This window comes from Streptomyces sp. NPDC091280 (genome assembly GCF_044768565.1).
Lineage (GTDB): Bacteria > Actinomycetota > Actinomycetes > Streptomycetales > Streptomycetaceae > Streptomyces.
Map to the genome: position 1 here is coordinate 1 of NZ_JBIVUZ010000005.1, position 25,761 is coordinate 25,761.

General features: G+C 71.1%; 23 protein-coding genes and 2 tRNA genes. 4 read left to right on the top strand and 21 right to left on the bottom strand.

Translation table 11 applies throughout. The features are described from left to right. The 5 genes from ACIQPR_RS16060 to leuS form a co-directional block, all read right to left on the bottom strand. On the bottom strand, positions 1-2,105 hold a 2,105-nt coding region (locus ACIQPR_RS16060), incomplete at its 3' end, for a ComEC/Rec2 family competence protein (RefSeq protein ID WP_403647956.1). Then, positions 2,102-2,986 carry a helix-hairpin-helix domain-containing protein gene (locus tag ACIQPR_RS16065; protein ID WP_403647959.1) on the bottom strand — a complete coding sequence of 295 codons (885 nt, stop codon included), beginning with the start codon at positions 2,984-2,986 and terminating at the stop codon, positions 2,102-2,104. The genes ACIQPR_RS16060 and ACIQPR_RS16065, both read right to left, overlap by 4 nt. Before the next feature lie 525 nt (positions 2,987-3,511). Continuing rightward, on the bottom strand, positions 3,512-4,357 hold the full coding sequence (locus ACIQPR_RS16070; RefSeq protein ID WP_403647962.1) for a DegV family protein: 846 nt from the start codon (positions 4,355-4,357) through the stop codon (positions 3,512-3,514). A 108-nt stretch (positions 4,358-4,465) separates the two neighbouring features. Continuing rightward, positions 4,466-5,197 carry a hypothetical protein gene (locus ACIQPR_RS16075; RefSeq protein WP_403647965.1) on the bottom strand — a complete coding sequence of 244 codons (732 nt, stop codon included), beginning with the start codon at positions 5,195-5,197 and terminating at the stop codon, positions 4,466-4,468. 164 nt (positions 5,198-5,361) lie between these two features. Then, complete coding sequence (gene leuS, locus ACIQPR_RS16080) at positions 5,362-8,241, bottom strand: leucine--tRNA ligase (RefSeq protein WP_403647968.1); 2,880 nt, start codon at positions 8,239-8,241, stop codon at positions 5,362-5,364. Between the two features lie 430 nt (positions 8,242-8,671). On the opposite strand from leuS, the gene ACIQPR_RS16085 reads away from it, so the two are divergent. Together ACIQPR_RS16085 and ACIQPR_RS16090 are read left to right on the top strand one after the other, a co-directional pair. Continuing rightward, entirely contained in the window at positions 8,672-10,009 is a 1,338-nt protein-coding gene (locus ACIQPR_RS16085; RefSeq protein ID WP_403647971.1) for a cytochrome b/b6 domain-containing protein, read from the top strand. Beyond that, positions 10,006-11,619: an NADH-ubiquinone oxidoreductase-F iron-sulfur binding region domain-containing protein gene (locus ACIQPR_RS16090; RefSeq protein WP_403647973.1), complete on the top strand. Its 1,614-nt coding sequence runs from the start codon at positions 10,006-10,008 to the stop codon at positions 11,617-11,619. The genes ACIQPR_RS16085 and ACIQPR_RS16090 overlap by 4 nt, the downstream gene beginning before the upstream one ends. A gap of 127 nt (positions 11,620-11,746) precedes the next feature. On the opposite strand, the gene ACIQPR_RS16095 is transcribed toward ACIQPR_RS16090, so the two are convergent. The 4 genes from ACIQPR_RS16095 to ACIQPR_RS16110 form a co-directional block, all read right to left on the bottom strand. Next, a tRNA-Ala gene (locus ACIQPR_RS16095) sits at positions 11,747-11,819 on the bottom strand. 132 nt (positions 11,820-11,951) lie between these two features. Beyond that, entirely contained in the window at positions 11,952-12,185 is a 234-nt protein-coding gene (locus tag ACIQPR_RS16100; protein ID WP_003976229.1) for a hypothetical protein, read from the bottom strand. 3 nt (positions 12,186-12,188) lie between these two features. Further along, positions 12,189-12,362 carry a hypothetical protein gene (locus ACIQPR_RS16105; RefSeq protein ID WP_403647976.1) on the bottom strand — a complete coding sequence of 58 codons (174 nt, stop codon included), beginning with the start codon at positions 12,360-12,362 and terminating at the stop codon, positions 12,189-12,191. A 69-nt stretch (positions 12,363-12,431) separates the two neighbouring features. After that, the gene (locus ACIQPR_RS16110; RefSeq protein WP_403647979.1) at positions 12,432-13,901 is read right to left on the bottom strand and encodes an MFS transporter; all 1,470 of its coding nucleotides are present in this window, start codon (positions 13,899-13,901) and stop codon (positions 12,432-12,434) included. A 109-nt stretch (positions 13,902-14,010) separates the two neighbouring features. Here ACIQPR_RS16110 and ACIQPR_RS16115 point away from each other — a divergent pair, with 109 nt between their 5' ends. Next, positions 14,011-14,856, top strand: a complete 846-nt coding sequence (locus tag ACIQPR_RS16115; RefSeq protein ID WP_403647981.1) for a helix-turn-helix transcriptional regulator — start codon at positions 14,011-14,013, stop codon at positions 14,854-14,856. Between the two features lie 44 nt (positions 14,857-14,900). Here the strand turns inward: ACIQPR_RS16115 and ACIQPR_RS16120 are convergent. The 7 genes from ACIQPR_RS16120 to ACIQPR_RS16150 form a co-directional block, all read right to left on the bottom strand. Continuing rightward, positions 14,901-14,973 (bottom strand) — tRNA-Ala (locus tag ACIQPR_RS16120). Between the two features lie 71 nt (positions 14,974-15,044). Then, positions 15,045-15,710, bottom strand: a complete 666-nt coding sequence (locus ACIQPR_RS16125) for a histidine phosphatase family protein (RefSeq protein WP_403647984.1) — start codon at positions 15,708-15,710, stop codon at positions 15,045-15,047. Continuing rightward, positions 15,707-16,150: a ribosome silencing factor gene (rsfS, locus tag ACIQPR_RS16130; protein WP_403647987.1), complete on the bottom strand. Its 444-nt coding sequence runs from the start codon at positions 16,148-16,150 to the stop codon at positions 15,707-15,709. The genes ACIQPR_RS16125 and rsfS overlap by 4 nt, the downstream gene beginning before the upstream one ends. Positions 16,151-16,315: 165 nt before the next feature. Continuing rightward, the gene (locus ACIQPR_RS16135) at positions 16,316-18,028 is read right to left on the bottom strand and encodes an LCP family protein (protein WP_403647990.1); all 1,713 of its coding nucleotides are present in this window, start codon (positions 18,026-18,028) and stop codon (positions 16,316-16,318) included. A 16-nt stretch (positions 18,029-18,044) separates the two neighbouring features. Continuing rightward, positions 18,045-18,734 carry a nicotinate-nucleotide adenylyltransferase gene (gene nadD / locus ACIQPR_RS16140; protein WP_359612044.1) on the bottom strand — a complete coding sequence of 230 codons (690 nt, stop codon included), beginning with the start codon at positions 18,732-18,734 and terminating at the stop codon, positions 18,045-18,047. Positions 18,735-18,822: 88 nt separating this feature from the next. Further along, positions 18,823-18,984, bottom strand: coding sequence for a hypothetical protein (locus tag ACIQPR_RS16145; RefSeq protein ID WP_019065530.1), 162 nt, complete (start codon positions 18,982-18,984; stop codon positions 18,823-18,825). Positions 18,985-19,146: 162 nt separating this feature from the next. Further along, positions 19,147-19,308, bottom strand: a complete 162-nt coding sequence (locus ACIQPR_RS16150) for a hypothetical protein (RefSeq protein ID WP_403647993.1) — start codon at positions 19,306-19,308, stop codon at positions 19,147-19,149. A gap of 101 nt (positions 19,309-19,409) precedes the next feature. On the opposite strand from ACIQPR_RS16150, the gene ACIQPR_RS16155 reads away from it, so the two are divergent. Beyond that, positions 19,410-20,537, top strand: a complete 1,128-nt coding sequence (locus ACIQPR_RS16155; RefSeq protein ID WP_403647996.1) for a M48 family metallopeptidase — start codon at positions 19,410-19,412, stop codon at positions 20,535-20,537. Positions 20,538-20,794: 257 nt separating this feature from the next. Here the strand turns inward: ACIQPR_RS16155 and ACIQPR_RS16160 are convergent, their stop codons facing one another. The 5 genes from ACIQPR_RS16160 to proB all read right to left on the bottom strand — a co-directional run bounded on the left by ACIQPR_RS16160 (position 20,795) and on the right by proB (position 25,731). After that, the gene (locus ACIQPR_RS16160; RefSeq protein ID WP_403647999.1) at positions 20,795-21,865 is read right to left on the bottom strand and encodes a hypothetical protein; all 1,071 of its coding nucleotides are present in this window, start codon (positions 21,863-21,865) and stop codon (positions 20,795-20,797) included. Between the two features lie 89 nt (positions 21,866-21,954). Next, positions 21,955-22,563 (bottom strand): hypothetical protein, encoded by a 609-nt coding sequence (locus ACIQPR_RS16165; protein ID WP_403648002.1) that lies wholly within the window; start codon positions 22,561-22,563, stop codon positions 21,955-21,957. A gap of 93 nt (positions 22,564-22,656) precedes the next feature. Further along, complete coding sequence (locus ACIQPR_RS16170; RefSeq protein WP_403648005.1) at positions 22,657-23,943, bottom strand: glutamate-5-semialdehyde dehydrogenase; 1,287 nt, start codon at positions 23,941-23,943, stop codon at positions 22,657-22,659. An 82-nt stretch (positions 23,944-24,025) separates the two neighbouring features. Further along, a complete protein-coding gene (locus ACIQPR_RS16175; RefSeq protein WP_403649301.1) occupies positions 24,026-24,484 on the bottom strand; it encodes a hypothetical protein in 459 nt (152 codons plus the stop codon). Positions 24,485-24,627: 143 nt separating this feature from the next. After that, positions 24,628-25,731, bottom strand: coding sequence for a glutamate 5-kinase (gene proB / locus ACIQPR_RS16180; protein ID WP_403649304.1), 1,104 nt, complete (start codon positions 25,729-25,731; stop codon positions 24,628-24,630). Positions 25,732-25,761: the final 30 nt, after the last annotated feature.

The window sequence follows — 25,761 nt, forward strand, 5'->3', positions numbered from 1 at the left end:
ACAACTGTCAGAGGTAACGAGGCGGTTCCTACCTGGTGTTGGGAGGCCCCTTCGGGGCCACCCAACACTGAGAGCGTCCAGAAGTACCGGGAGAAGAAGTGGGTCAGGACGACCAACGGAATCCTGGTGATGCCGAGCGTGCGCAGACACTGGTCGACCAGTTTCGGATCGGGTCCGGCGTCCACGACCACGCCGGTGCCCTTGCCCGCCGCGAGCACCGTCGCGTCCCCCTGCCCGACGTCGCACATCGCGAACCGCCAACCCGGCGGCGGCCACCCCGTGATCACCCGGGTGAGCGGCGCCGGCTCGACCACGACCAGCAGGAGCAGCAACCCGCAGACACCGCACAGCCACGGATGCCCCAGCAGCCTTCGGCCGACCAGCACGAGGACCGCGACGGCGACCGCGAGCAGCAGCGCCCCGGTCCAGCTGCCGGGCCAGTCCACTCCCCCACCGGGCAGCGCCGCGCCGGTCCGGGCCACGTCCGCGATCCACCCGGTGGGCCAACTCGCGCCCCACGCAAGGACCTTGGCCACCGGCATCGCCAACGGTGCCGTCGCCAGCGCCGCGAAACCGAGCACCGTGGCCGGGGCGACGGCGATCTCCGCGAGCAGGTTGCACGGCACCGCCACCAGACTGACCCGGGCCGACAGCACGGCCACAACCGGCGCGCACAGTGCCTGCGCGGCGGCAGCGGCGGCCAGCGCCTCGGCCAGTCGCGGGGGAACCCGGTGCCGCCGCAGCGTCTCGCACCAGCGTGGCGCGAGCGTGAGGAGCGCTCCGGTGGCCAGGACGGAGAGCAGGAAGCCGTAACTCCGCGACAGCCACGGGTCGTACAGCACCAGGAGCAGTACGGCCGTCGCCAGGGCCGGGATCAGTGATCTGCGGCGCCCGGTCGCCAGGGCGAGCAGTGCGACGGCACCACAGGCCGCGGCCCGCAGCACGCTCGGGTCGGGGCGGCACACGACGACGAACCCGAGGGTGAGTACTCCGCCGAGCGACGCGGTCGCCCGGAGGGAGATCCCCAGGCGTGGTGCCAGACCTCGGCGTTCGACTAGCTGGGCGAGACCGGGCGGTCCGATGAGGAGGGCGAGCAGGATGGTCAGATTGCTTCCGGAGACGGCGAGGGTGTGCGCGAGGTCCGTCTCCTTGAAGGCCTCGTCCAACTCGGGGGTGACGCGTGCGGTGTCGCCGACGACCAGCCCCGGCAGCAGCGCCCGCGCGTCCGCCGGCAACCCGTCGGTGGCCTCGCGCAGCCCGGCCCGCAACCGCCCCGCGAACCGCTGGGCCCCGGACGGTTTCCCCACGACCTCCGGCACCGGCTGGTTCCGCACCCGCAGCACGGCCGCGACGCGGTCCCCGCTCGTCAGGGAGGGCGCCAGCCGCGCGGTCACCCTCACCCGCGTGGACGGGAGCAGGCCCAGCCAGGGCGAGTGCTCCGGGCCGTTTCGGGACGTGTGCGCCGGGCCGGGCATGACCCCGGCGCCCCCACCAGTCGTATCGCCTCCGGCACCCCCGCCAGACGAGCCCGGATCAATGATCAGCAGTACCGGTGCCCGTGTCTCGACGACCGATCCGTCCGGCCCCTCGACCCTTCGTACCTCCGCCTCGATCAGCACGGAGACCGGTGCCGCGTGGTCCCCGTTGATCCGGGGCCGGGTCAACCGTGGGTCGGAACCGACCTCCACCTCCGCGGTGACGGACGCGTACTCCCGCGCCAGTTCGGGCACCGGCCCACGGCGCAGATCCGCTCCGTGCAATCCGGCGGAGGCGGCGGCTGCCGCGACGGAGAGCAGCAGGGCAGCGACGGAGGCGCGGGGCCAGGAGGAGACGGCACGGCTGGCTCCCGCCCTGCGTCGCCGTCGGCGCGCCAGCAGCAGCACGAGCCCCGCCACCAGTGCGGCGACCGCGATACCCGTGACCCAGGCCGGTGACGCGTCCAGCGCCAGTGCGGCTGTCGCCCAGGCGGCGAGTGCGGGCGGCACAAGCCGTAGGTCTGTCGGGCCCTCCTGGTGGGGGTGCGCGGTACCCCGCCGATTCTCCGAGGAGGCATGCACGGCACGGCGGGACCCGTCGTCGCGCGGGCCGTCCTGAACGTGGGTCATGGCCGGACCAGATCCCGCAGATCGGCGAAACGGCGGTCGCCGATGCCGTTGACCTGGCGCAGTTCGTCCACCGAGCGGAAACCGCCGTGCCGGGTGCGGTAGTCGATGATGTGCTGGGCCAGCACAGGGCCCACCCCGGGCAGGGTGTTGAGCTGGTCGGCCGTGGCCGTGTTGAGGGAGACCGGAGCGCCTGGAGCCGCCGCCGTGCCAGTGCCCATTGAGCCCGCCGCGCCGACCGCCGCGCCGCCCACCGATCCCGCACCGGGTTGCGCCCCGGGAGCCGGTCCCCCGACGACGATCTGCTCCCCGTCCACGAGGAACCTGGCGAGGTTGAGCCCCTCGGTGTGCGTACCCGAGCGCACCCCGCCCGCCGCCCGCAGCGCATCCGTCACCCGCGAACCGGCCGGAAGCCGATGGACCCCGGGTTCACGGACCTTGCCGCTGACGTCCACGACGATCTCGGCGCCGGCGGCACCGGCCGCGCTCGATACGCCCCGCGCTCCGGCCGAGGCAGGCGCCCCGGCCTGTTTGCCGGTGTCTCCGCCCGCTTCGTCGCCCCCTGTGCCGTAAGGAGCCACCGCCCGCACCACCTCCGGGGCTCGCACGAGCTGGGTCCGGCCCACCCAGAAGTGCTGTACCGCGAAGCCCGCGGCGACCACGAACAGCACACCGAGCGCGATCACGCTCCGCCGCTCCAGTCCGCAGCGCGTCTGCACCCACATCGGCATCCGCTCCCGCAGCGCCGACCCGGCCCGCTCCCGCCAGACCCCTACCTCCCGGCCGCCCCCGACACCGGCGTCCTCAACTTCGTCAGCGTCCTCGACATCCCCGACGCCCCCGACGTAGGAGACGGCGGACTCGGGCCCAACACCCGCCGACACTGCACTCGCCGTCCCGGCACTGGCCGTCCCCGCACTCTTCGGCCCAGCACTCGCCGTCCCGACACTCGTCGGCGCTCCTGTCCGGGTCGTCTCCCGAGTCGTCGCCCGGTTCGTCTCCCGGATCCCCGTCCGAGCCGCTGTCCGATCCGTCGCCGCCCCCACCCCCCGTTCCCCACCCGGCGGCCCGTTCCCCAACTCCCGCCGCTCTCCTACGCGTTCGGCAAACAGGAGTTCCGCGCGTCGTCGGAGTTCGTCCGCCGACGCCTGGCGGTGTGCCCGGCCCCGGGTCGGGGCGCGGCGTTGGCGGGTGCGGCCGTCCGAGGACGGGGCGCGGCCCGGGCCGCTGGTCGCGGTCGCTGTGTGTGAGCGTGATCGAAGTGCCATGCGCCGAGGATCGGGCATCTCGCCACTTCGCGATGATCTTGGTCAATTCCCGGGGACGGACGCCCGGTTGTGGACAACTCCGTCACTCACACGAGTGACCGGGCCCGGCGAACACCCACCCGTACCGCGGGCGATCAGCCGTCAGCGCGGCGAGACCACGGCCCCCAACAAGCCGGGCCCGGTGTGTGCCCCGATCACCGCCCCGACCTCGCTCACATGGAGGTCGGCCAGTCCGGGCAGCCGTACCCGCAGCCGCTCAGCGAGGGCCTCCGCGCGCTCGGGCGCGGAGAGATGGTGGACGGCGATGTCGACCTGTGCGCTGCCCGCCCGGTCGGCCACGATCTCCTCCAGGCGGGCAATCGCCTTGGACGCCGTCCGGACCTTCTCCAGGGGTTCGATGCGCCCGCTCTCCAGCTGGAGCAGGGGTTTCACGGCGAGCGCGGAGCCCAGCAGGGCCTGTGCCGCGCCGATACGGCCGCCCCGGCGCAGATAGTCGAGGGTGTCGACGTAGAAGTAGGCGGAGGTGCCCGCGGCCCGCTTCTCCGCGGCTGTGACCGCCTCGTCGACCGTGCCGCCCGCTTCCGCCGTCTCGGCCGCGGCGAGCGCGCAGAAGCCGAGCGCCATCGCGATCATGCCGGTGTCCACGACCCGTACCGGCACCGGCGCCTCGCGGGCCGCGAGGACCGCCGCGTCGTAGGTGCCCGAGAGTTCGGCGGAGAGGTGGAGGGAGACGATGCCGGTGACGCCGGACTCGGCGACCCTGCGGTAGGTCTCGGCGAAGAGCTGGGGGCTGGGCCGCGAGGTGGTGACCGGGCGCCGCTTCTGCAGGGCCAGGGCCAGGGAGCGGGTGGAGATCTCAGTGCCCTCGTCGAGTGCCTGGTCGCCGAGGACGACGGTCAGCGGCACCGCCGTGATGCCGTGGCGCTCCATCGTCAGCGGCGGCAGGTAGGCCGTTGAATCGGTGACGATCGCGACATGGCGGGACATGAGCTGGAGGTTACCTGCCGTAGCGGCCGGGCGGCAGCCCGACCCCTTTCACCTGGGCCGGAACGGGCCGGATCACACCGTGCCGTACGACGGCGGCCTGCCGCCGTCTCAAATCGTGCTCTCGGGGCGGGGTTTCTTCTGCCAGGGGTAGCTGGGACGCCGTCCCGGCGGGGCGATGGCGGAGGGGGCCGATTCCTCGGCGGCGGGGCGGGAGCGCGGGGTCTCCGGCCAGGTCTGCTGGGCCGTCGTGGCGTCGGCGGCCGGGGCGTCGGGCCACGGGGGTGGTGCGTGCTCCGCCTTCGTCCAGTGCCGCAGGGCTCCCGCCTCCACGTCTATCTGGGCGCTCAGCGCGTCGAGGTCGTCCTCCGCGAAGCGGCCGGCGCGGTCGCGGGCGGCCCAGCGCAGTGAGTCGGCGGAGGCGGTGATGCGCTCGGTGCGCTCGCGCAGGGCGGGCAGCCGCTCGGCGAGCGTTCTGCGGTCGGGTTCGGACTCCAGGCGCTTGAGTTCGCCGTCGAGTTCGCGGCCGTGTGCGCTGAGTCGCTGGAAGAGGCCGAGGGATTCCTTCAGGGACTCGTCCTCGGTCACACCCGCGTGCAGCGCGTCCTGGGTCGCGCGCATCGATGTGCGCAGGGTCAGCCGCAGTTGGGCCACCTGTCCCTGCGGGCCGGGCTGGGCGAGGGACTTGGCGCGCAGGGTGTGGTCCTCGACGGTGCGCCGGGCCTGCGCGACCGTGCGGTCGACGCCCCGCTTGGCCGCGCCGACGGCCTTGACGGTGACATAGCCGCCCGCGACCACGAACAGCAGGAAGAGAAGGGCGAAGACTGCGATCACGGCTTCCAACGCTCCTCCACCGGCTCCGGGCGGCGCACGCCGCGCCGCTCTTCAACGGTAAACGCAACGGGCAGGCGCGGAGTTCCAGAAGAACCCCGAACCTGCCCGTAGGGGACTACCCCGAGGCGTTGTTCCCGACCCCGTCGAAGAGGCGCGGCGAGCCCCTCGGAGGGCTACGCCGGAACGATGTTGACCAGCTTCGGTGCCCGCACGACGACCTTGCGGATACCGGCGCCGTCCAGCGCGGCGACGACCTTCTCGTCGGCCAGCGCGACCTTCTCCAGCTCGGCGTCGGAGATCGTCGGCGGGACCTCCAGGCGTGCCTTGACCTTGCCCTTGATCTGCACGACGCAGGTCACGCTCTCGTCCACGACGTACGCCGGGTCGGCCACGGGGAAGTCCTGGTGGACCACCGTGTCGGTGCGGCCCAGCTTGCGCCACAGTTCCTCGGCGACGTGCGGGGCCAGCGGCGCGATCAGCAGGACCAGGGACTCGGCGACGGAACGCGGTACCGCCCCGCCCGCCTTGGTCAGGTGGTTGTTCAGCTCGGTGATCTTGGCGATGGCCGTGTTGAAGCGCAGCCCTTGCAGATCCTGGCGGACGCCGTCGATCGCCTTGTGCAGGGCGCGCAGCGTCTCCTCGTCGGGCTCGGTGTCGACGACCGTGACCTCGCCGGTCGTCTCGTCGACGACGTTGCGCCACAGCCGTTGCAGCAGCCGGTACTGGCCCACCACCGCGCGCGTGTCCCACGGCCGGGACACGTCCAGCGGGCCCATGGCCATCTCGTACAGGCGCAGGGTGTCGGCGCCGTACTCCTCGCAGATCTCGTCCGGAGTGACCGCGTTCTTCAGGGACTTGCCCATCTTGCCCAGCAGCCGGGAGACCTTCTCGCCCTGGTGGTAGTACTCGCCGCCCAGTTCCTCGACCTCGGCGGCGGGCACCGGGAAGCCGCGGCCGTCCCGGTAGACGTAGGCCTGGATCATGCCCTGGTTGAACAGCTTGTGGAACGGCTCCGGGGACGAGATGTGTCCCAGGTCGAACAGCACCTTGGACCAGAACCGGGCGTACAGCAGGTGCAGTACGGCGTGTTCGGCGCCGCCGACGTACAGGTCGACGCCGCCGTGCGGCATGCCCGCGCGGGGGCCCATCCAGTACTGCTCGATGGCCGGGTCGACCAGCTCCTGGTCGTTGTGCGGGTCCAGGTAGCGCAGTTCGTACCAGCAGGAACCGGCCCAGTTGGGCATGGTGTTGGTCTCGCGGCGGTACTTCCGGGGGCCGCGTCCGTCGCCCAGGTCCAGGGTGACGTTGACCCAGTCCTCGTTGCGCGACAGGGGCGTCTCCGGGGACGTGTTCGCGTCGTCCGGGTCGAAGGTGCGCGGCGAGTAGTCCTCGACCTCCGGCAGCTCCAGGGGCAGCATCGACTCCGGCAGCGAGTGGGCGACGCCGTCCTCGTCGTAGACGATCGGGAAGGGCTCGCCCCAGTAGCGCTGGCGGCTGAACAGCCAGTCGCGCAGGCGGAAGTTGACGGTGCCTTCGCCGATACCCTTGCGGGCCAGCCACTCGGTGATGCGGGCCTTGGCCTCGGCGACGGGCAGGCCGTCCAGGGAGACGTCGTCGTTCGAGGAGTTGATGATCTTCGCGTCGTAGGACCCGAAGGCGTTCTCCCATGTCGACGTGTCGGTGCCGCGGCCGTCGGTGGGCTCGACGATGCAGATGATCGGCAGTTCGAAGGCGCGCGCGAAGTCGAAGTCGCGCTGGTCGCCCGCCGGAACGGCCATGATCGCGCCGGTGCCGTAGCCCATCAGCACGTAGTCGGCGATGAAGACGGGGATGCGGTCGCCGTTGACCGGGTTGGTGGCGTACGCGCCGGTGAAGACACCGGTCTTGTCCTTGGCCTCGGCCTGGCGCTCCACGTCGGACTTGGTGCCGGCCTGCGCGCGGTAGGCGGCGACGGCCTCCACCGGGGTGGCGTGACCGCCCGTCCACACGTCGTGCGTGCCTTCGGGCCAGGCCTCCGGGGTGAACTTGTCGACCAGCGGGTGCTCGGGGGCCAGCACCATGTAGCTCGCGCCGAACAGGGTGTCGGGGCGGGTGGTGAAGACGGTGATGTGCTCGCCGTCGACCGGGAAGTCGACGCGGGCGCCCTCGGAGCGGCCGATCCAGTTGCGCTGTTGCAGCTTGATTGCCTCGGGCCAGTCCAGCTCCTCCAGGTCGGACAGCAGCCGGTCGGCGTAGGCGGTGATGCGCATGTTCCACTGGCGCAGCTTGGCCTTGAAGACGGGGAAGTTGCCGCGCTCGGAGCGGCCGTCGGCGGTGACCTCCTCGTTGGCCAGCACGGTGCCCAGGCCGGGGCACCAGTTGACGGGCGCGTCGGAGGCGTAGGCCAGGCGGAACTCGCTCAGGACGTCGGCGCGTTCGGTGGCGGTCAGGTCCGGCCACGCGCGCGTGTGGCCCGGTACGGCACGCTCACCGGACTCGAACTGGGCGATCAGCCCGGCGATCGGGCGGGCCTTGCCGGCCTCGTCGTCGTACCAGGAGTTGAAGATCTGCAGGAAGATCCACTGGGTCCACTTGTAGTACTCCGGGTCGATCGTGGCGAACGACCGGCGCTTGTCGTGGCCCAGGCCCAGGGCGCGCAGCTGGACCTTCATGTTCTCGATGTTGGCCTCGGTGGACACGCGCGGGTGCGTGCCGGTCTGCACGGCGTACTGCTCGGCGGGCAGGCCGAAGGCGTCGAAGCCCAGGGTGTGCAGCACGTTGTGACCGGTCATCCGCTGGAACCGGGCGAACACATCGGTGGCGATGTAGCCCAGGGGGTGGCCGACGTGCAGGCCCGCACCGGAGGGGTACGGGAACATGTCCATGATGAACTTCTTGGGCCGGGCGGCCAGTTCGGGGTCGCCGGCCAGGTCACCCTTCGGGTTCGGGGCCTCGTAGGTGCCCTCGGCGTCCCAGAAGTCCTGCCAGCGTGCCTCGATGTCCGCGGCCATGGCGGCGGTGTAGCGGTGCGGCGCGACCACCTCGGCGGCGGCAGCGGGGTTCGTCTCGCTCATGATCCTCAAAGCTCCATCGGTCGTCTCTGCCAGCGGCTGTGTCGTTCAGGGTGTGACATTCACCAAACGAAAAATCCCCTCGCACAGGAGGGGACGCCGCGCTGATTCCGACCTCGCCGTTCACCGGCGGTCGGGACTCGTCAGCGCGGCTCGCTAAGCAGAAGGCGTACGGCACGCATGGCATGAGGGTACCGCAGCGCTTGAGCACAACGCGACGCGCTTCCGTATCACCCTTGGCACCCTGATCACACCGGCCGACACTGACCCAAGTTCAAGGACTACCTTCGCGTACCACCCACTACGGGACATCACAGCAAGCGCATCGTCGTTTGATAACAACGCAATAACTCAAACCTCGTACCCACCGGTATGGAGCCACTTAGAGTTCGGCAGCGGGACCGCTTTCCCGATACTGCTCGGAGTTGCCCCCATGAACGCTCGTCGTACCACCAGTTCGCTCCCCAAGCCGGGCCGTTCGGCCTACGGCGTGGTGAGCCTCGTCGTCCTGATCTTCATACCCGTGTTCGTGCTGGCCGGAGGCAGCCAGGTACAGGACTTCCTCAACTTCGGTGCGGGCGTCCTCTCGCTCGTGTCGCTCACCTGCTCGGTCATCTGGGGGCTCGTCGCCCAGGACCGGGTCGTTCTCAACATCCGCCAGCGGATCGTGGCCCAGGGCATCCACCGGGTGACCGCCGTCGGCTCGATCGCGTTCCTCGTGATCCACATCACGGTCAAGCTGGCGCTCGACCACACCGTCCTGATCGCCGCGCTGATCCCGTTCAGCCTCGGCGTCAAGGGCAGTGCCGGGCTCATCGGCCTCGGCTCCCTGGCCGGCCTGCTCATGATCTTCGTGGGCATCACCGGCGCCCTGCGCAACCAGTTCGCGTCCCCGGCGCCGGTGGCCGCCCGCTGGCGCGCGATGCACATGCTGGCGTACCCGGCCTGGTGCGCGGCGCTGGTCCACGGCCTGTTCGCGGGCCGCGCGGCGAAGCCGTTCTTCATGATCTCGTACGAGCTGTGCCTGGTTGGCGTCGCCGCCGCCCTGGCCCTGCGCTCGGCGCCCCGCTCGGTCAAGCGGAAGTTCGCCGACCGGATCGCCATGCTCCTGGGCAACGAGGAACGGCCTGGCCTGGACGATCTCGACGCGAGCCGGGGCCGGGTGGCCGAGTCCGCGCTGCCCGGCTTCGAGAGCCGGCGCCCGGCCGAGGGCCGCCGCGGCGCGCAGCAGTCCTCGTTCGGCGACACCGGGTCGATGCCTCGCGTCGACCCGGCCGCCGCCCAGTACGAGACGAGGTCCATGACCCCGGTCGCCGACACGAACGGCTTCGCGGCGGCCTACCGCACCGCCACCCCGGAGTCCACCGGCCAGATGCCGTACATCACCGACCAGACCTCCCGCATGAACGTGCCGATGGACATGCAGAACACACAGGCCTCCCCGCGTGTGGACAACGGCGGCAGCACCTCCGGCACCTGGCCCGTCCCCTCCCCGCCGCCGGTCGGCGAGGCGCCCCCGTCGGCCTACGACCCGCTCCAGGACACCGGGTACAACATCCCGACGTACAACAACAATTCGGGCGCCGGGGGCTACGGCGAGGGATACGCCTACCCCACGGGTGAGTCGAACGGGGCCTCCGGTACGTACAACTCCGGTGACACGTACAACAGCGGTGCCGCCACCGATCAGCCGCCCAACGCCTCGTACGACTTCGACGCGCAGGGTGGCTCGGGCGAACCTTGGAACACGCCTTCCGGAGGCTATAGGTGAACGAGGCCCTGCCCGACGTCCCTGAGGTCCGCGTCGTCGGGCTTCCGCAGCTCACGTCGGGCTTCGACCTTGTCGAGAGACTCGACCTGCCCATGCACCTCAAGGTGCACGGGCCGCTCGAACCCATGGGCGGGGAGCAACTGGCGAAGCTCTCCGAGGCGATCAACCTGAAGGGGCGCGGCGGCGCGGGCTTCCCCTTCCACAAGAAGCTGCGCTCGGTCGCCGAGGCGGCCATCAAGCGCGGGGTACGGCCGGTCGTCGTCGTCAACGGCAGTGAGGACGAACCGGCCTGCCGCAAGGACACGGTGCTCATCAACCGTGCCCCGCACCTCATCCTGGACGGCGCCCTGCTGGTCGCCGAGGCCCTTGGTGCCCGCACGCTCGTGGTGGGGGTCACCAGGGAGTCGACGCAACGCTCCATGGAGGCGGCGCTCTCGGAACGCGGCCTGAGCAACACCCGGCGCTCGGCCCTGAAGGCGTTCGTCCAGCGCAACCCGGTCCGCATGGTCACCGGCGCCGCCGCGTCGCTGATCCGCTCGATCGACGGCGGCCCGGCCATCCCGCCCGGCCGCAAGGTCAGCGCCTCCCAGAACGGCGTCGGCGGCGCCCCGACCCTGCTGTCGAACGCCGAGACCTTCGCCCAACTCGCCATCGCCGCCCGCATCGGCCCCGAGCGCTACGGCAACACCGGCCTCTACGACGAGCCCGGCACCGTCATGCTCACGGTCTCCGGGGCGGTCGCGCGCCCCATGGTGCTGGAGGTCCCCACGGGTGTGCCGCTGCGCTACGTGCTCCAGCTGGCCGGTGCCCCGCCGGTCCCCCAGGGTGTGCTGACGGGCGGTTACCACGGCAAGTGGATCGACGCGGCGACGGTCAACGAGGCGATCGTCTCCCGCAACTCCCTGGACGCGGTGGGCGGTGCGCTCGGCGCGGGCGCCATCATGCCGATCACCCAGGAGACCTGCCCGCTGGGCGAGTCGCTCCGCGTGGCCCAGTGGCTGGCCGACGAGAGCGCGGGACAGTGCGGTCCCTGCTACCTCGGCCTGCCCGCCGCCGCGCGCGGCATGGAGGACATCCTCAACGGCGGCGGCCCGGCCGCCCTGGAGGCGCTGAAGCAGGTCGCCAAGGCCGTGAAGCGGCGCGGCGCGTGCTCGCACCCGGACGGCTCCGCGATGTTCCTGGAATCGACCATCAAGGCGTTCACGGACGACCTCGCCGCCCATGTCCTCGGAAACGGCTGCGGACGGCCCGTGGAGGGCGTTCTGCCGCTCTTCGAGGGCGGCCAGCTCCCCGCGGGCATCACGAGCGGCGCGGAGGCCGAGGACACCGGCCCCAGCCGTCAGAAGATCTACGTCGACTGGACGCTGTGCCGGGGCCACGGCCTGTGCGCGGACATCCTCCCGGAGGTCTTCGAACTCGGCGCCGACGGCTTCCCCACCGTCGCCCAGGCCCAGGTGCCGCGCTACGCGGAGGCGAAGGCGCTCCGCGCGGTGCGCCGCTGCCCGGCGCTGGCCCTGCGCCTGGAGGAGGAGACGGCCCGGGACAAGGGCCCCTCCCGCAACCTGCCGGTCCTCTCCCAGGGCCGCGGCCGGCGGGCACTGGGCCGCTGAGCGCGTGGAGCGGCGGGCCGCCCTCTTCTTAAAGAAGGGGCGGCCCGCCGCTCCATGACCAGCGTCAACTCCCCCTGGACACACCGAAGGCGGGTCATCCGATCGGATGACCCGCCTTCGACTTCTGTGGAGCTAAGGAGAATTGAACTCCTGACCTCCTGCATGCCATGCAGGCGCTCTACCAACTGAGCTATAGCCCCTTGCGGTGTGCTACCGGGTCTCCCCGGCGGCGACGCCAACATTACCGGTCGACCCGGTGCACCACCAAATCGTTTGCGTCCCCCCTGCCGTGACCGTGATCGCCGGGACTCCTCGCGGGGTCCCGGCCCGAGTCAAGCGGTGACGAACGAATAGAACCGCTTCAATGTGCAGTGCTCTTCGAGGAGTCGGCCGTAGATCGGCTCGCCCTCTAGTTCGCGGTACGTCTCGATCGGATCGCCTTTTATGATCAGCGCCCGAGCGCACTCCTCGCACCAGTACTGGTAGTCGGGATTCACCGGTTCCATGTCGCGGACGATCGGTGTCCCGCTGCCGCACCAGTCGCACTTTCGCCTGTGTGCACCCATCGATCAGCTCCAGCTGTGGCCGCAGGCCGTGCACACGTAGGAAACTCCGCCATTGTCGCCGAGGACTTGGGCCACGTGGGCGGAACCGCAGGAAGGGCAGCTCAGGCGGGTGATCGTATCCCGTATCAACGCCACATCGAAGAGGTGGTCGACCTCCTCGATGATGCTCGCAGGCATCGCTACTCCCTCCCGTCGGGCCGCGCCCCCTTCCGGCCGTTTGATTCTGCCACGGCCGGACCAATACGGTCAGCGACGCCTTAGTACCAGTCCGGACACGGCACCCACCGCGGCCGTCCCCGCCAGCGCGAACACGCACGCCAAAAGCGCCTTCGCAGAGGTATACGCCCCCGGGGCCCCAAGTGACTCAAGCCGGTTCAAGAACAGTGTGCCGAAAACCGCGACCCCCAGCAGCTGACCCAGCTGCGCGACCGAGGAGAGCAGACCGCTGGCGTCCGCCGCGTCCTCGGGCCGCACGGTGGCGAGGGCCCGGGTCAGCGTCGGGCTGAAGGCGAGCGCGAGCCCCGCCCCCACGCCGACGTACGCCACGTAGAGTACGGCCCCGCCGCGGTCGCCGCCTTCGAACGCCAGGCCGACTCCCAGGACGGACGGCATCGCGATCACGAACCCGAGCGGGGTCAGCGCACGCTGCCAGGTGGCCGGCCACCTGCGCCAGGTGAGACCGACCACTCCGAAGACGACGGCGGTCGGCGCGAAGGTGAGCCCGGCGCGCAACGCGCTGAAACCGAGGCCCACTTGGACGTGCAGGGTGACGGCGAACAGGAAGCCGCCGTTGACAGCCATCACCGCCAGGATCCGGAAGACGGCGAGCCCCATGCCCGGCTGGCGCAGCACGCGGGGCGCGATCAGCGGGGCCCCGCCGCGCCGGGCCAGCCGCGACTCGTAGCCGCAGAACAGCGCGAAGAGGACCGCCGCCGCGACCAGCGACAGCCACGACCACAGCGGCCAGCCCTCCTCCTGCCCCAGCACCAGCGGCACCGTGAGCAGCGATACGGCCGAGGCGAGCAGCACCAGCCCCGGCAGGTCGAGGGCGCGCGCCCGCTCGGGTTCCGACCGGCCGTCCTTGGGCAGTACGCGCCTTCCCACGGCCAGCAGTACGACGCCCACCGGCACGTTGACGAGGAACACCGGCCGCCAGCCGGTGCCGAAGAGGTCGGCGCTGACGAGTACGCCGCCGACGATCTGGCCGGCCGCGGCGCCGACGGCGATGACCGCCGCGTACACGCCGAGCGCGCGCACCCGGGCCTCGCCGGTGAACTTCCGCTGGATCAGGCTGAGCACCTGCGGGATCATCAGCGCCGAGCCGGAGCCCTGGACCAGCCGGAACACGATCAGCTCGGTGGAGCCGCGCGCCAGGCCGCAGGCGAGCGAGGCGGCGGTGAAGACGGCGAGCCCGGCGAGGTGGACTCGGGCGTGGCCGAGCCGGTCGCCGAGCCGTGCGCCGGTGATCAGCAGCACCGAGTACGTGATGGTGTAGCCGGCGATCACCAGCTGGAGGTCGGCGCCGGACGCGTGGAGTTCGGAACCGATGGTGGGGGCCGCGACGTTCACGATGAACACGTCCAGCAGAGCCATGAACTGGGCGGCGAGCAGGAGCGCGAGCAGCGGCCCGCGGCGATTGTCAGTGCCGGGCGCTTTACTGGTGGCAGGACTTGGAACGGGTGCGGAATCCGGTCCCGTCACGGGAGTTGTCGTCATGCCGTCGAGCGTGGCGGCGCTCCGGTACGGGTGCCGAGAGCCCGCTGATGCTGGTACCGACAGCACCTGGCACGGGCCGGGTCCGGCGTCGAACATGGGGGATGTGACGATGGGGACGACACAGCGCCGCCGACCTGAGCTGGCGGCTTTTCTGCGCACCAGGCGCGCCAGGGTGACACCGCACGACGTCGGCATGCCGCCGGGTTTCCGCCGGCGCACACCGGGGCTGCGCCGCGAGGAGGTCGCCCAGCTCTCCGGTGTGGGCGTCACCTGGTACACCTGGCTCGAACAGGGGCGTCCGATCAACGCGTCCGCGCAGGTCCTGGACGCCGTGGCGCGCACGCTCCGGCTCGACGCGCCGGAGCGGGAGCATCTGTACCACCTGGCCGAGGTGCCGTACGCGCATCCGCCGGAAGTAATCGCGCAGTCGGTGGGGCCGGAGATCCAGGGCATCCTCGACGCCCTGGAGCCGCGCCCGGCGGTGGTCTACAACGCGCGGTACGACATCCTCGCCACCAACTCCCCCTACCGGACGGTGTTCTGGGTGGGGCCGCTGGAGCCGGGTCCCCGGTCCAACGCGCTGTGGAAGCTGTTCACGGTGCCGGAGGAGGAGTGTCCGCTGCTGTACCGGGAGACGGAGCTGCCGGTGATGGTGGCGACACTGCGCTCGGCCTACGGCGTCCATACCGGCGAGCCGGCCTGGGAGGAGTTCATACGCGGGCTGTCAGCGGCGAGTCCGCTCTTCGCGCGGCTGTGGAAGAGCGGGGACGTGGCGGAGCCGGGGCGGCGGGTGAAGACGTTCCGGCACGAGGCGGTGGGCGAGCTGCGCATGACGTCGGTGTCGTTGTCGGTCAACGGCATGCCGGAGTGCCGGATCGTGGTCTACACCCCCGCCGACGAGGAGACCCGTCGGCGCACGGAGTCGCTGGCGGCCACGAAAAAATCCCACCCCTGAAAGGGATGGGATCTGATCTTTGACAACTCGAAAGAGTCGACTTGTGGAGCTAAGGAGAATTGAACTCCTGACCTCCTGCATGCCATGCAGGCGCTCTACCAACTGAGCTATAGCCCCGGGTGTTCTTCCCGCTCGGCGGGCGAACAAGAAGAACTTTAGCCTGCGACCTGCCAGAAAGTGAAATCCGCTCAGTCGTCGTCGCCGAGCACCGGTTCCGGGAGCGTGCCGGCGTTGTGTTCCAGCAGGCGCCAGCCGCGGGCGCCCTCGCCGAGCACGGACCAGCAGCAGTTGGAGAGGCCGCCGAGACTCTCCCAGTGCGGGGCGTCCAGACCGAGGAGCCGCCCGATGGTGGTGCGGATCGTGCCGCCGTGGCTGACCACCACGAGGGTGCCGTCCTCGGGCAGCTTCTCGGCGTGCCGCAGCACGACGGGGGCGGCCCGGTCGGCGACCTCGGTCTCCAGTTCGCCGCCGCCGCGGCGCACCGCCTCACCGCGCTTCCACGCGGCGTACTCCTCGCCGTGGCGGGCGATGATCTCCTCGTGCGTCAGCCCCTGCCAGACGCCCGCGTAGGTCTCCCGCAGGCCCTCGTCGTGGGTGACGTCGAGGTCGGTGAGGACGGCCAGCTCGGCGGCCGTGTTCGCGGCCCGCTTCAGGTCGGAGGCGACGATCGCGTCGGGCTTGAGAGAAGCCAGCAGCCGGGCGGCCCGGCGGGCCTGGCCGACGCCGGTCTCGGTGAGCTCGACGTCCGTGGTGCCCTGGAAGCGGCGCTCCACGTTCCAGGCGGTCTGGCCGTGCCGCCACAGGATGACGCGGCGGCCCCGGCCCGCCTTGCGGCCGTCCGCGCCGACGCTCACCGCACCTCCCCGAACTCGGAGGCGTCCTCCTCGGCCTGGAGCTTGGCGTGCTCGGCGGCCTTGCCGCGGGTCTGCCGGGCGTCGGCGGGCAGGTCCAGCTCGGGGCAGTCCTTCCACAGCCGCTCCAGGGCGTAGAAGACCCGCTCCTCGCTGTGCTGGACGTGCACGACGATGTCGACGTAGTCGAGCAGGATCCAGCGGGCGTCGCGGTCGCCCTCGCGGCGCACCGGCTTGGCGCCGAGTTCCTTGTTGAGCCGCTCCTCGATCTCGTCGACGATCGACTTGACCTGGCGGTCGTTGGGAGCGGAGGCCAGCAGGAAGGCGTCCGTGATCGACAGCACATCGCTGACGTCGTAGGCGATGATGTCGTGCGCGAGCTTGTCAGCGGCGGCCTGGGCGGCGGCGGTGATGAGCTCGATGGAGCGGTCAGTGGCGGTCACTACGCGGCTTTCGGTCGGCGGTCAACAGACCTCAAGGGTCTCACGGACCGCGGACGGCACCCCACGTGAATAACGGATCACGCCCCGGACGTCCGCCCGGACGTCGCCCCGGACACCGGCTCCGGCCTCCGGGGCGTGCTCTCCGTCACAGCCGCCGCGCCCCCGTCATGAGGACGAGGACGGCTTGTAGTCCTCTCCGAGTACGACCGAGACGTCCGCGTTCGCGGAGACCGTGCCCTTGGTCACGGTGCTGGTGGGCAGGCCCAGCGTCTTGGCGACCTCGATGGCGTTCTCCTTGTCGGCCGCGTCGGAGTACGTGATCTTGGACTTGGCCGAGGCCGTGGAGGCCGTGCCCGCCTCCAGGAAGGTGAAGCCGCCGTTGAGGAGGACCACGCGGGCCTTCTCGGTGTCGTCCTTGACGCCGGTGGCGTTCTGGACGGCGACCCGGACCGCCGACCCCTCGTCGGGGCTCTTCGCGGTGCCGCCCAGCACGTCCTTGACGACACTGGCGGAGGCCTGCGCGGTCAGGGTGCCGTCGTTCTGGACGGGCAGCAGAGCGGTCTTGTAGTCGCCGCTCTTGGCGAGGTCGGCGAGCTTGGCGAGGAAGGTGCCGAGGTCCTTGTCGGTGAGCGGCGGGTCGAGGATCTGCGCCAGGGTCTGCACGGTGGTGGTCGCCGCCGTCGGGTCCGAGGTCAGCTGGCGCAGCACCCCCTTCATGACCTGTCCGAACCGCTCCAGCTGGGCGTTCTGGGACTCGCCGGAGGCGCGGTAGGTGGCGTAGGCGACGGCCATCTTGCCGCTGAGGGTCTGGTCCTTGCCCTTGTGGACGAGGGGTTCGGCGCCCTTCTTGGTCGCGGACGGGTCGGGCACGTCGGCGTTGGTGTCGATGTCGATGTTGCCGACGAGGTCGACCAGGTTCTGGAGGTAGGGGGTGTCGAGGCGCCAGGTGCCCTCGATGTCGGTGCCGAGGACCGTGTTGAGCTGGTCGACCGTGCCGGAGGTGCCGTCGTCGTCGACCGACTTGGCCAGCGTGGTCGTGTTGCCGTCGTCGTCGGTGAGGGCGAGCGAGTTGGGCAGCAGCACGGTGGTGCCCTGCTTGAGGGTGGTGTTGTCGACGAGCAGCACCGAGGAGGTGCCGCCCTTCGCGGTGTTGTGCAGGTGGACGACGATCACATCGCGGTTCTGGGCGCCCGAGGCCGTCGTGGTGCCGGACTTCGAGGCGGGCGAGGAGACACCGGGAAGTTTCCCGGCGTACCAGAGGTAGCCGACACCGCCGGACACGACCAGTGCCAGGACCACGACGAGGGCGACCATGCGGCCCCGGGCGCGGCGCTTGGCCTCCTCGCGGCGCTCGGTGCGGTTCTCGGTGAAGTTCAGCCAGTCGATGACGTCCTCGGAGTCGTCGGTCGGCTCCTCCACGAAGGCGAACTGCTCGGTGCGGTAGTCCCGTTCACCTGTCTTGGGGGGCTTCGGGGCTTCCGTGTCCTCGGCCGGGCCGCCCTGCTGCGGGATGTAGGCGGTCTGTTCGGCGACCTGGGGCTGCTGGCCGCCGGCCGCGGTCTGCCCGTAGGGGTCGTAGGCGGTCGCGGTCCCGGTGGCGTAGGGGTCGTAGCCGGTCTGGGGCGCCTGCCGGCCGGTGTCGTAGGACTGCTGGGCGCCGGTGTCGTAGTCGGGGGTCTGCTGCTGGGTGCCGGTGGCGTACGGGTCGTAGGCGTAGCCCTGCTGTTGCTGCTGCCCGTACGAGTCGTACGGCTGCTGCTGCGGGGGCTGTTGGGCCTGCTGGGCCTGGACCTGGCGGTAGACAGGCTGGTTGTACTCGTCATAGCCGACGAGCTCGTACTGGTCGCCGCCGTACCCGGCGTCGTATCGGTCGTTCACCGGTGCCCCTCTCGGCTCACTCGCCGCGGTACAGCTCGCGCTTGTCGATATAGCGCACGACTCCGTCGGGCACCAGGTACCAGACCGGATCGCCCTTGGCGACTCTCGCACGGCAGTCTGTGGAGGAGATGGCGAGCGCGGGCACCTCGACCAGCGAGACACCGCCCTCCGGGAGGCCCGGGTCGGTCAGCGTGTGGCCGGGCCGGGTGACTCCGATGAAGTGCGCGAGGGAGAACAGTTCCTCCGCGTCCCGCCAGGTGAGGATCGCGCCGAGGGCGTCGGCGCCGGTGATGAAGAACAGGTCCGCGTCGGGGTTGAGCGCGCGCAGGTCGCGCAGGGTGTCCGTGGTGTAGGTGGGGCCGCCGCGGTCGATGTCGATGCGGCTCACCGAGAACTGGGGGTTCTCGGCGGTCGCGATGACCGTCATCAGATAGCGGTCCTCGGCGAGGGCCACCTTGCGGTCGGTCTTCTGCCACGGCTGGCCGGTCGGGACGAACACCACCTCGTCCAGGTGGAACTGCGCGGCGACCTCGCTGGCCGCCACGAGGTGTCCGTGGTGGATCGGGTCGAACGTTCCGCCCATGACGCCGAGCCGGCGCTTGCCGGGGTTCGACGGGCCGTTGTTGCGCGGGCCGTTCACCATTCGGTTCTCCGTGCCGCGCGTCGTGTCGTTCGCCGGACCGGTAGGCATGTCCTGCTCTCCCATGCGTGCAGACCCTACCGGCCCGGTGTGAAGGCCCCGTGACCTGTCCGGGGACGGACGTGGACGGACGTGGACGGACGGGGACAGACCTCTAGCGATCGCGGTTGAAGCGGGTGGTGATCCACAGCAGGAGCAGCAGGATGATGAACGCGCTGCCACCGGTGACGATCGGCTGGAGGCTCTCGTGGTTGCCTCCGCCCTCCCCCTCGGCGGCAAGAGTGACCAACTGGGCAGCAGTGCCGTGGAAGCTCATCTTCAGCAGAACCTATCCGGTGTGGGCGGGATAAAGACGTCGGCCCATGGTATGCGGGCACCCCGGCGGCCATCGCGCCGACTCCACCATTGGTGCGCCGACGCACGGCAGGTGGCGCGCCGACGCGCGACAGGGGCGTCGGCGGGGAACTCGACGGGACTCTCAGTCGTCCTTCTGTTTGTACCCGCGCAGCAGGAACCACGCGGTCAGGATGCAGCCGAGGAACATCACGACCAGGACGACCCTGAGCAGATCCCCCGATCCGTGCTGGGGGGTGGCGTTCGCGGCCTCTGCGAGCCAAGCGGCTGCGGAATGGGGCTCCATGTGTTGACTCCTTCGCTGTACTGCCCGACCAAGGTATCTCCGCCTAGGCTGGGCTCTGCTTCGGGGGCACTCAGCGCACACAGACGCACATGGGGGACCACATGTCCGAAGACGGCCACGAGCAGAACGCGCACGAGAACGTGCCGAGCAGGCAGCGCAGGCGCTTCCCGGGGATCTCCTCGCGCACCTACGAGCACCCGGCGGACCGCTCCGCCCTGGTGGCGCTGCGCAAGCTGAGCGGGTTCGACACGGTGTTCAAGGCGCTCAGCGGGCTGCTGCCCGAGCGGAGTCTGCGCCTGCTGTTCCTGTCCGACTCGGTGCGGGTGTCGGACCAGCAGTTCTCGCACCTCAACGACATGCTGCGGGACGCCTGCTACATCCTGGACCTGGAGAAGGTCCCGCCGATGTACGTCACCCAGGACCCGCAGCCCAACGCGATGTGCATCGGTCTGGACGAGCCGATCATCGTCGTCACCACCGGCCTGGTCGAGCTGCTCGACGAGGAGGAGATGCGGGCGGTCGTCGGCCACGAGGTGGGCCACGCGCTGTCCGGCCACTCCGTGTACCGCACGATCCTGCTGTTCCTGACCAGCCTGGCGCTGAAGGTCGCCTGGATCCCGCTGGGCAACGTCGCGATCCTGGCGATCGTGACGGCGCTGCGCGAGTGGTTCCGCAAGTCGGAGCTGTCCGCCGACCGCGCGGGGCTGCTGGTCGGCCAGGACCTGCGGGCCTCGATGCGCGGTCTGATGAAGATCGCGGGCGGCAACCACCTGCACGAGATGAACGTGGACGCGTTCCTCAAGCAGGCCGAGGAGTTCGAGTCGGGCGGCGACCTGCGCGACTCGGTCCTGAAGATCCTGAACGTACTGCCCCGCTCCCACCCCTTCACCACGGTGCGGGCGGCCGAGCTGAAGAAGTGGGCCGAGTCCCGCGACTACCAGCGGATCATGGACGGTCACTACCCGCGGCGCAGCGAGGACAAGGACACCTCGGTCACGGACTCGTTCCGAGAGTCGGCGGCGAGCTACGCCAGCAACGTCAAGAGCTCCAAGGACCCGCTGATGAAGCTGGTCAGCGACATCGCCGGCGGCGCGGGCGACCTGGGCGGCCGGGTGCGGCGCGGCTTCGGCGGCTTCGCGAGCACGACCCCGCAGGACGGACCGCCGAGCGGCTCGGCCAACGGCACCGAGCAGCCGCCCACGGACACCCCGCCGCGCGACGAGGACTGACCCGGGCGATCCACACCTAGCTCACACCCGCGACGACCAGGTCACGCGCCGATTCACACGGGCCTCACACCCGGAGCGGCCGGGCACGACGGTCCGGCACGACAGTCCGGTACGACGACCCGGCACGGGAGCCCGGCACGGGGGCCCGGCACGACGACCCGGCGCGGTGGCCCGGCGCGGTGGCCCGACGCGGTGGCCCGACGCCACGCCCGCTCGGCCGCCCGCCCGCCCGCTCGCCCGCTCGCCCGCTCGCCCGCTCACACCTTCGGCTGCGCGCCCGCCGCCAGTGACCCGCACAGGGCCGTCGCGCTGCCCGTGGCGAACGGGTCGGTGCCGGCCGGGCCGCCCGCCTTGGCGGTCTGGCCGGCGAGCAGGGGGCGCAGGTAGCTGATGGAGTCCTCGGCGCAGGACAGCGGGCCGGCCTGGACGTAGGAGGTGATGATCTGGGCCTGGTCCATGCGCAGGTCGTCGCGGTCGAAGCGGAACTGGAGTTCGCGGCGGACGGTGAACAGGGACGCCTGGGCCTTCGCGCCGGAGCCGGCCGGCCGGAGCGCGTAGACGAAGGTGCTGTCGGCGGTGACCTCAAGGGTGGACGAGTCGACCTCGGCGGCCTGGAGGGTGCCCTGGACGCGGATCTTGCGGTCGGCCAGTTCGGTACGGGCCGGATCGAAGCGAACCAGCCATCCGGTGGGCTCGTGCCGGCCGTCCGCGATCGGGTGCGCGAAGCTCTGGTCGAACTGGTCGAGCTGGTCGGGGTCGACCAGGACGCGCGCGGGGCGGATCTGTCCGCCGGTGAGCACGGCCGGGTAGAGCGAGGACTCCACGATGTAGTCCTTGGCGGTGCTCAGGGCGGCCACGACCTGGCTGTCCGAGAAATGCGCGGTGCGCCCCGGGGCCGGCAGCGGTATGCCGTCGCCGCCCACGTCGAACCGCGCGGCGGGGCTGTGCGCGAAGAGGTACTCGGGGTCGGCCGCTCCCGGAACCTTGCCCTGGGGGGCCAGCGGGATGACGGTCATCCGCAGCGGCTCGGCGGGCTGCTGGACCGTGGGGGTCGTGTAGGGGTGCCGTACGCCCATGTAGATCGCGGTGCCGAAGGCGATGGCGATCAGCATGACCAGGATCAGGGCCTGGCGGGAGAGACCGCGGCGCAGGGCCGGGCGGCGGCGGACGGCGGGGGCGTGGTCGGCCATGCGCTCCTGCGCGGAGAACTCCTGGAGCCGGGCAGCGCGGACGAACGACTCGTCGAACACGACGGATCGGTACTCGTCCTCACCACCACCCGGAGCGCCCTGAGGTGTCCCCTCGGGTGGGTCTCCTGGACCGCCCATACTTTCAGAGTAGGTCTCTGGAGCCTCAGGTAAACGCCCTGGTACACGACAAGTTCTGACAGGTTCTCACCCAGGGCCCGTCCGACCGCTCACGGGGTGCGCGGTACGGCGGACAGTGGTGGCTGGGAGTTGTCGGCGGAGGCGGAGGGTGCCGTCGCCGTGCCCTGTTCCACGCCCGTGGAGGCCGGGGGCGGGATGCGGTCCCTGCTGCCCGAGGAGGCGCCGCGGTAGACCGCCGAGAAGGCCAGGGCGACCATGCCGATGCCCATCACCACGGCGAGCAGCCAGGCGACGGGGCGGTGCCAGCGGACCTGTTTGCCGTAGGTTCCCGGAGCGCCGTAGCGGCCCTCGACGAGGTCGGCGTCGTCCAGGTCGTCGAGTTCCGGATCATGGCCGAAACCGCGCCCGTAGGTCTCCTCGAAGAGGTCCTCGTCGCTGCGTGCGCCTCGGCCGCGCTGGGCGCGGCGCGCTTCGGCCTCGGATGCCTCGGCTCTGGCCTGCGCGGCGGCAAGGAGACGCTCGACGGCGGTCGGCTCGTGTACTACGGCCGCCCGTACGAAGGCCTCGTCGAAGACCACGGAGTCGAATTCTTCGTCCGACATTCCGCGGTCGTGGTCGTCGTCGGGCTCCCAGCCGTCAGGGAACGGCGTGCCCCCCACGTCCTCCGGCACCTCTCCAGAGTAGACCTGGGGGGTCAATTTGGGCAGGCGGTAGGGAAATTCATCCGCAGGGTGAGACGTCCCTCCGCCCACGTGCCCCTATGCCCGGCGCATATGCCGAAAGGGTCCGGTTCAGCGGCGGACGTGCCCGTCGCCGGTGACGATGTACTTGGTGCTCGTCAGCTCCGGCAGGCCCATCGGGCCCCGCGCGTGCAGCTTCTGGGTGGAGATGCCGATCTCCGCGCCGAAGCCGAACTGGCCGCCGTCCGTGAAGCGCGTGGAGGCGTTCACGGCGACCGTGGTGGAGTCGACCAGCTGGGTGAAGCGGCGGGCGGCCTGCTGCGAGGAGGTGACGATCGCCTCGGTGTGGCCGGAGCTCCACAGCCGGATGTGCTGGACGGCCTTGTCGAGCGAGTCGACGACGGCGGCGGCGATGTCGTAGGAGAGGTACTCGGTGTCCCAGTCCTCGGGGGTGGCCTCGACGACGGTGGCCGCGGACTCCTTGGCGTAGGCCAGGACGCGTTCGTCGGCGTGCACGGTGACGCCGGCCTCGGCGAGGGCGTCGAGGGCGCGGGGCAGGAACTCGGGGGCGATGTCCTGGTGGACGAGGAGGGTCTCGGCCGCGTTGCAGACGCTGGGCCGCTGCGCCTTGGAGTTGATCAGGATGTCGATGGCCATGTCGAGGTCGGCGTGGGCGTCGACGTAGACGTGGCAGTTGCCGACGCCGGTCTCGATCACGGGGACGGTCGACTCGCTGACGACGGTCTGGATCAGGGAGGCGCCGCCGCGGGGGATCAGGACGTCGACGAGGCCCCGGGCGCGCATCAGTTCGCGGACGCTCTCGCGGTTCTCGCCGGGCACCAGCTGCACGGCGTCGGCGGGGAGTCCGGCGCCGCCGACGGCGTCGCGGATGACGCGTACGAGGGCGGTGTTGGACTCGTAGGCGGAGGCCGAGCCCCGCAGCAGGACCGCGTTGCCGGACTTGAGGCAGAGCGCGGCGGCGTCGACCGTCACGTTCGGGCGGGCCTCGTAGATGATGCCGACGACGCCGAGGGGGACGCGGACCTGGCGCAGGTCGATGCCGTTGGGGAGGGTCGAGCCGCGGACCACCTCGCCGACCGGGTCGGGCAGCGCGACGACGTCCCGTACGTCGGAGGCGATGGCCCGCACGCGCTCGGGGGTGAGCGTCAGCCGGTCGATGACCGTCTCGCTGGTGCCGGCCGCGCGGGCCTTGGCGATGTCCTTGGCGTTGGCCTCGACGATCTCGCTCGTACGGACCTCCAGCGCGTCCGCGATGGCGAGCAGCGCGTCGTCCTTCTCGGCGCGCGGGAGCGGCGCGAGGTCGGCGGCGGCGGACTTGGCGCGGTACGCGGCCTGCGTGACCGGGGACATGGAGTCGTACGGCGAGAGCGTGGTCATGAGGGAAGGGTAGTGCGCCGGGCAAAGGCGTCCAGCGGTTGTCCCAAAGCGCGAGACACACCCAGAAGGGTCCGAAGCGGACTCAGTACGGATGGACGCCGACGGGGGTCGCGGGCAGCGGGCCGTAGCCCTCGGAGATGCGCTGGTGGTAGGTCTCGCGGTCGATGACCTCCAGGCCGACGATCTCCCACGGCGGCAGTTTGGCGGTCTGGCGGTGCTCGCCCCACAGGCGCAGCGCGACGGCGGCGGCGTCGTGCAGGTCGCGGGCCTCCTCCCAGTAGCGGATCTCCGCGTGGTCGTTGGCGTAGCGGCTGGTCAGCAGAAAGGGGTGGTCGTGGGCGAGCTGTTCCAGGCCGCGCCGCACCTCCTTCAGCGGGGCCTCGTCGCCGGAGACGCTGAGGGTGACGTGCCACAGCCGGGGAAGGTCCTTGGGTTCCTCGCCCTCGTAGCGGGCGCCGGCGGCGACGCTGGTCAGCGTGCGCTCCTCGCCGGGCACGCGGGAGGTGGCACCACCGCGGGACGCCGCCGCCCCAGGGCGCACTCGTCTCACGACGGCCTCCTTACGCAACGGTCGAGCTGCTGTGCTCGCGCGGATGTGTCCCTGAGCAAAGTTGAGCAGGCGCGGGGCGTCCGTGTGGCACTTTTGCGGAACGTCCACCGGGGGAGGCGGACGTTTCGGTTGTTTTACGGGTGCAGGATCACCAGGTCGTCCCTGTGTACGACTTCCCTCTCGTACGACGGTCCCAGCTCCCGTGCCAGTTCCCTGGTGGAGCGGCCGATCAGCTGGGGGATCTCCTTGGCGTCGAAGTTGACGAGCCCCCGCGCGACCGGGTGCCCCGCGCCGTCCCGGAGTTCGACCGGGTCGCCCGCGCTGAACTCCCCTTCCACGGCGGCGATTCCGGCCGGCAGCAGCGACATCCGGCGCTGGACGACCGCGCGCACGGCGCCGTCGTCGAGGGTCAGCGAGCCCTGGGGCGTGGACGCGTGCTGGAGCCACAGCAGCCGGTCCGCGGAGCGTTTTCCGGTGGCGTGGAAGTACGTCCCGGTGTCGCCGCCGCCGAGCGCGTCGGCCGCGTGGACCGCGCTGGTGAGCACGACGGGGATGCCCGCGGCGGCGGCGATACGGGCCGCCTCGACCTTGGTGACCATGCCTCCGGTGCCGACGCCGGCCTTGCCCGCGCTGCCGATCTCGACGTGCGCGAGGTCCTGCGGGCCGTGCACTTCCGCTATCCGCGAGGTGCCCGGCCTGCTGGGGTCGCCGTCGTAGACGCCGTCGATGTCGGAGAGGAGGACCAGCAGGTCGGCGTGGACGAGGTGGGCGACGAGGGCGGCGAGCCGGTCGTTGTCGCCGAAGCGGATCTCGTCGGTGGCGACGGTGTCGTTCTCGTTGACGACCGGGAGCGCGCCCATGGCGAGGAGCTTGTCGAGGGTGCGGGAGGCGTTGCGGTGGTGGGAGCGGCGGCTCATGTCGTCGGAGGTGAGCAGCACCTGGCCGACGCGGATGCCGTAGCGGGCGAAGGAGGCGGTGTAGCGGGCCACGAGGAGGCCCTGGCCGACGCTGGCGGCGGCCTGCTGGCGAGCCAGGTCCTTGGGGCGGCGGCGCAGCCCCAGCGGCGCGAGGCCGGCGGCGATGGCGCCGGAGGAGACGAGGACGACCTCCCGGTCGCCGCCGCGGCTCTTGGCGAGGACGTCGACGAGCGCGTCGACGCGGTCGGCGTCCAGGCCGCCGGCCGCGGTGGTCAGCGAGGAGGAACCCACCTTGACGACGATCCTGCGGGCCTCGGTCACGGCCTGCCTTGCCCCTGCCACGTGCGCGGT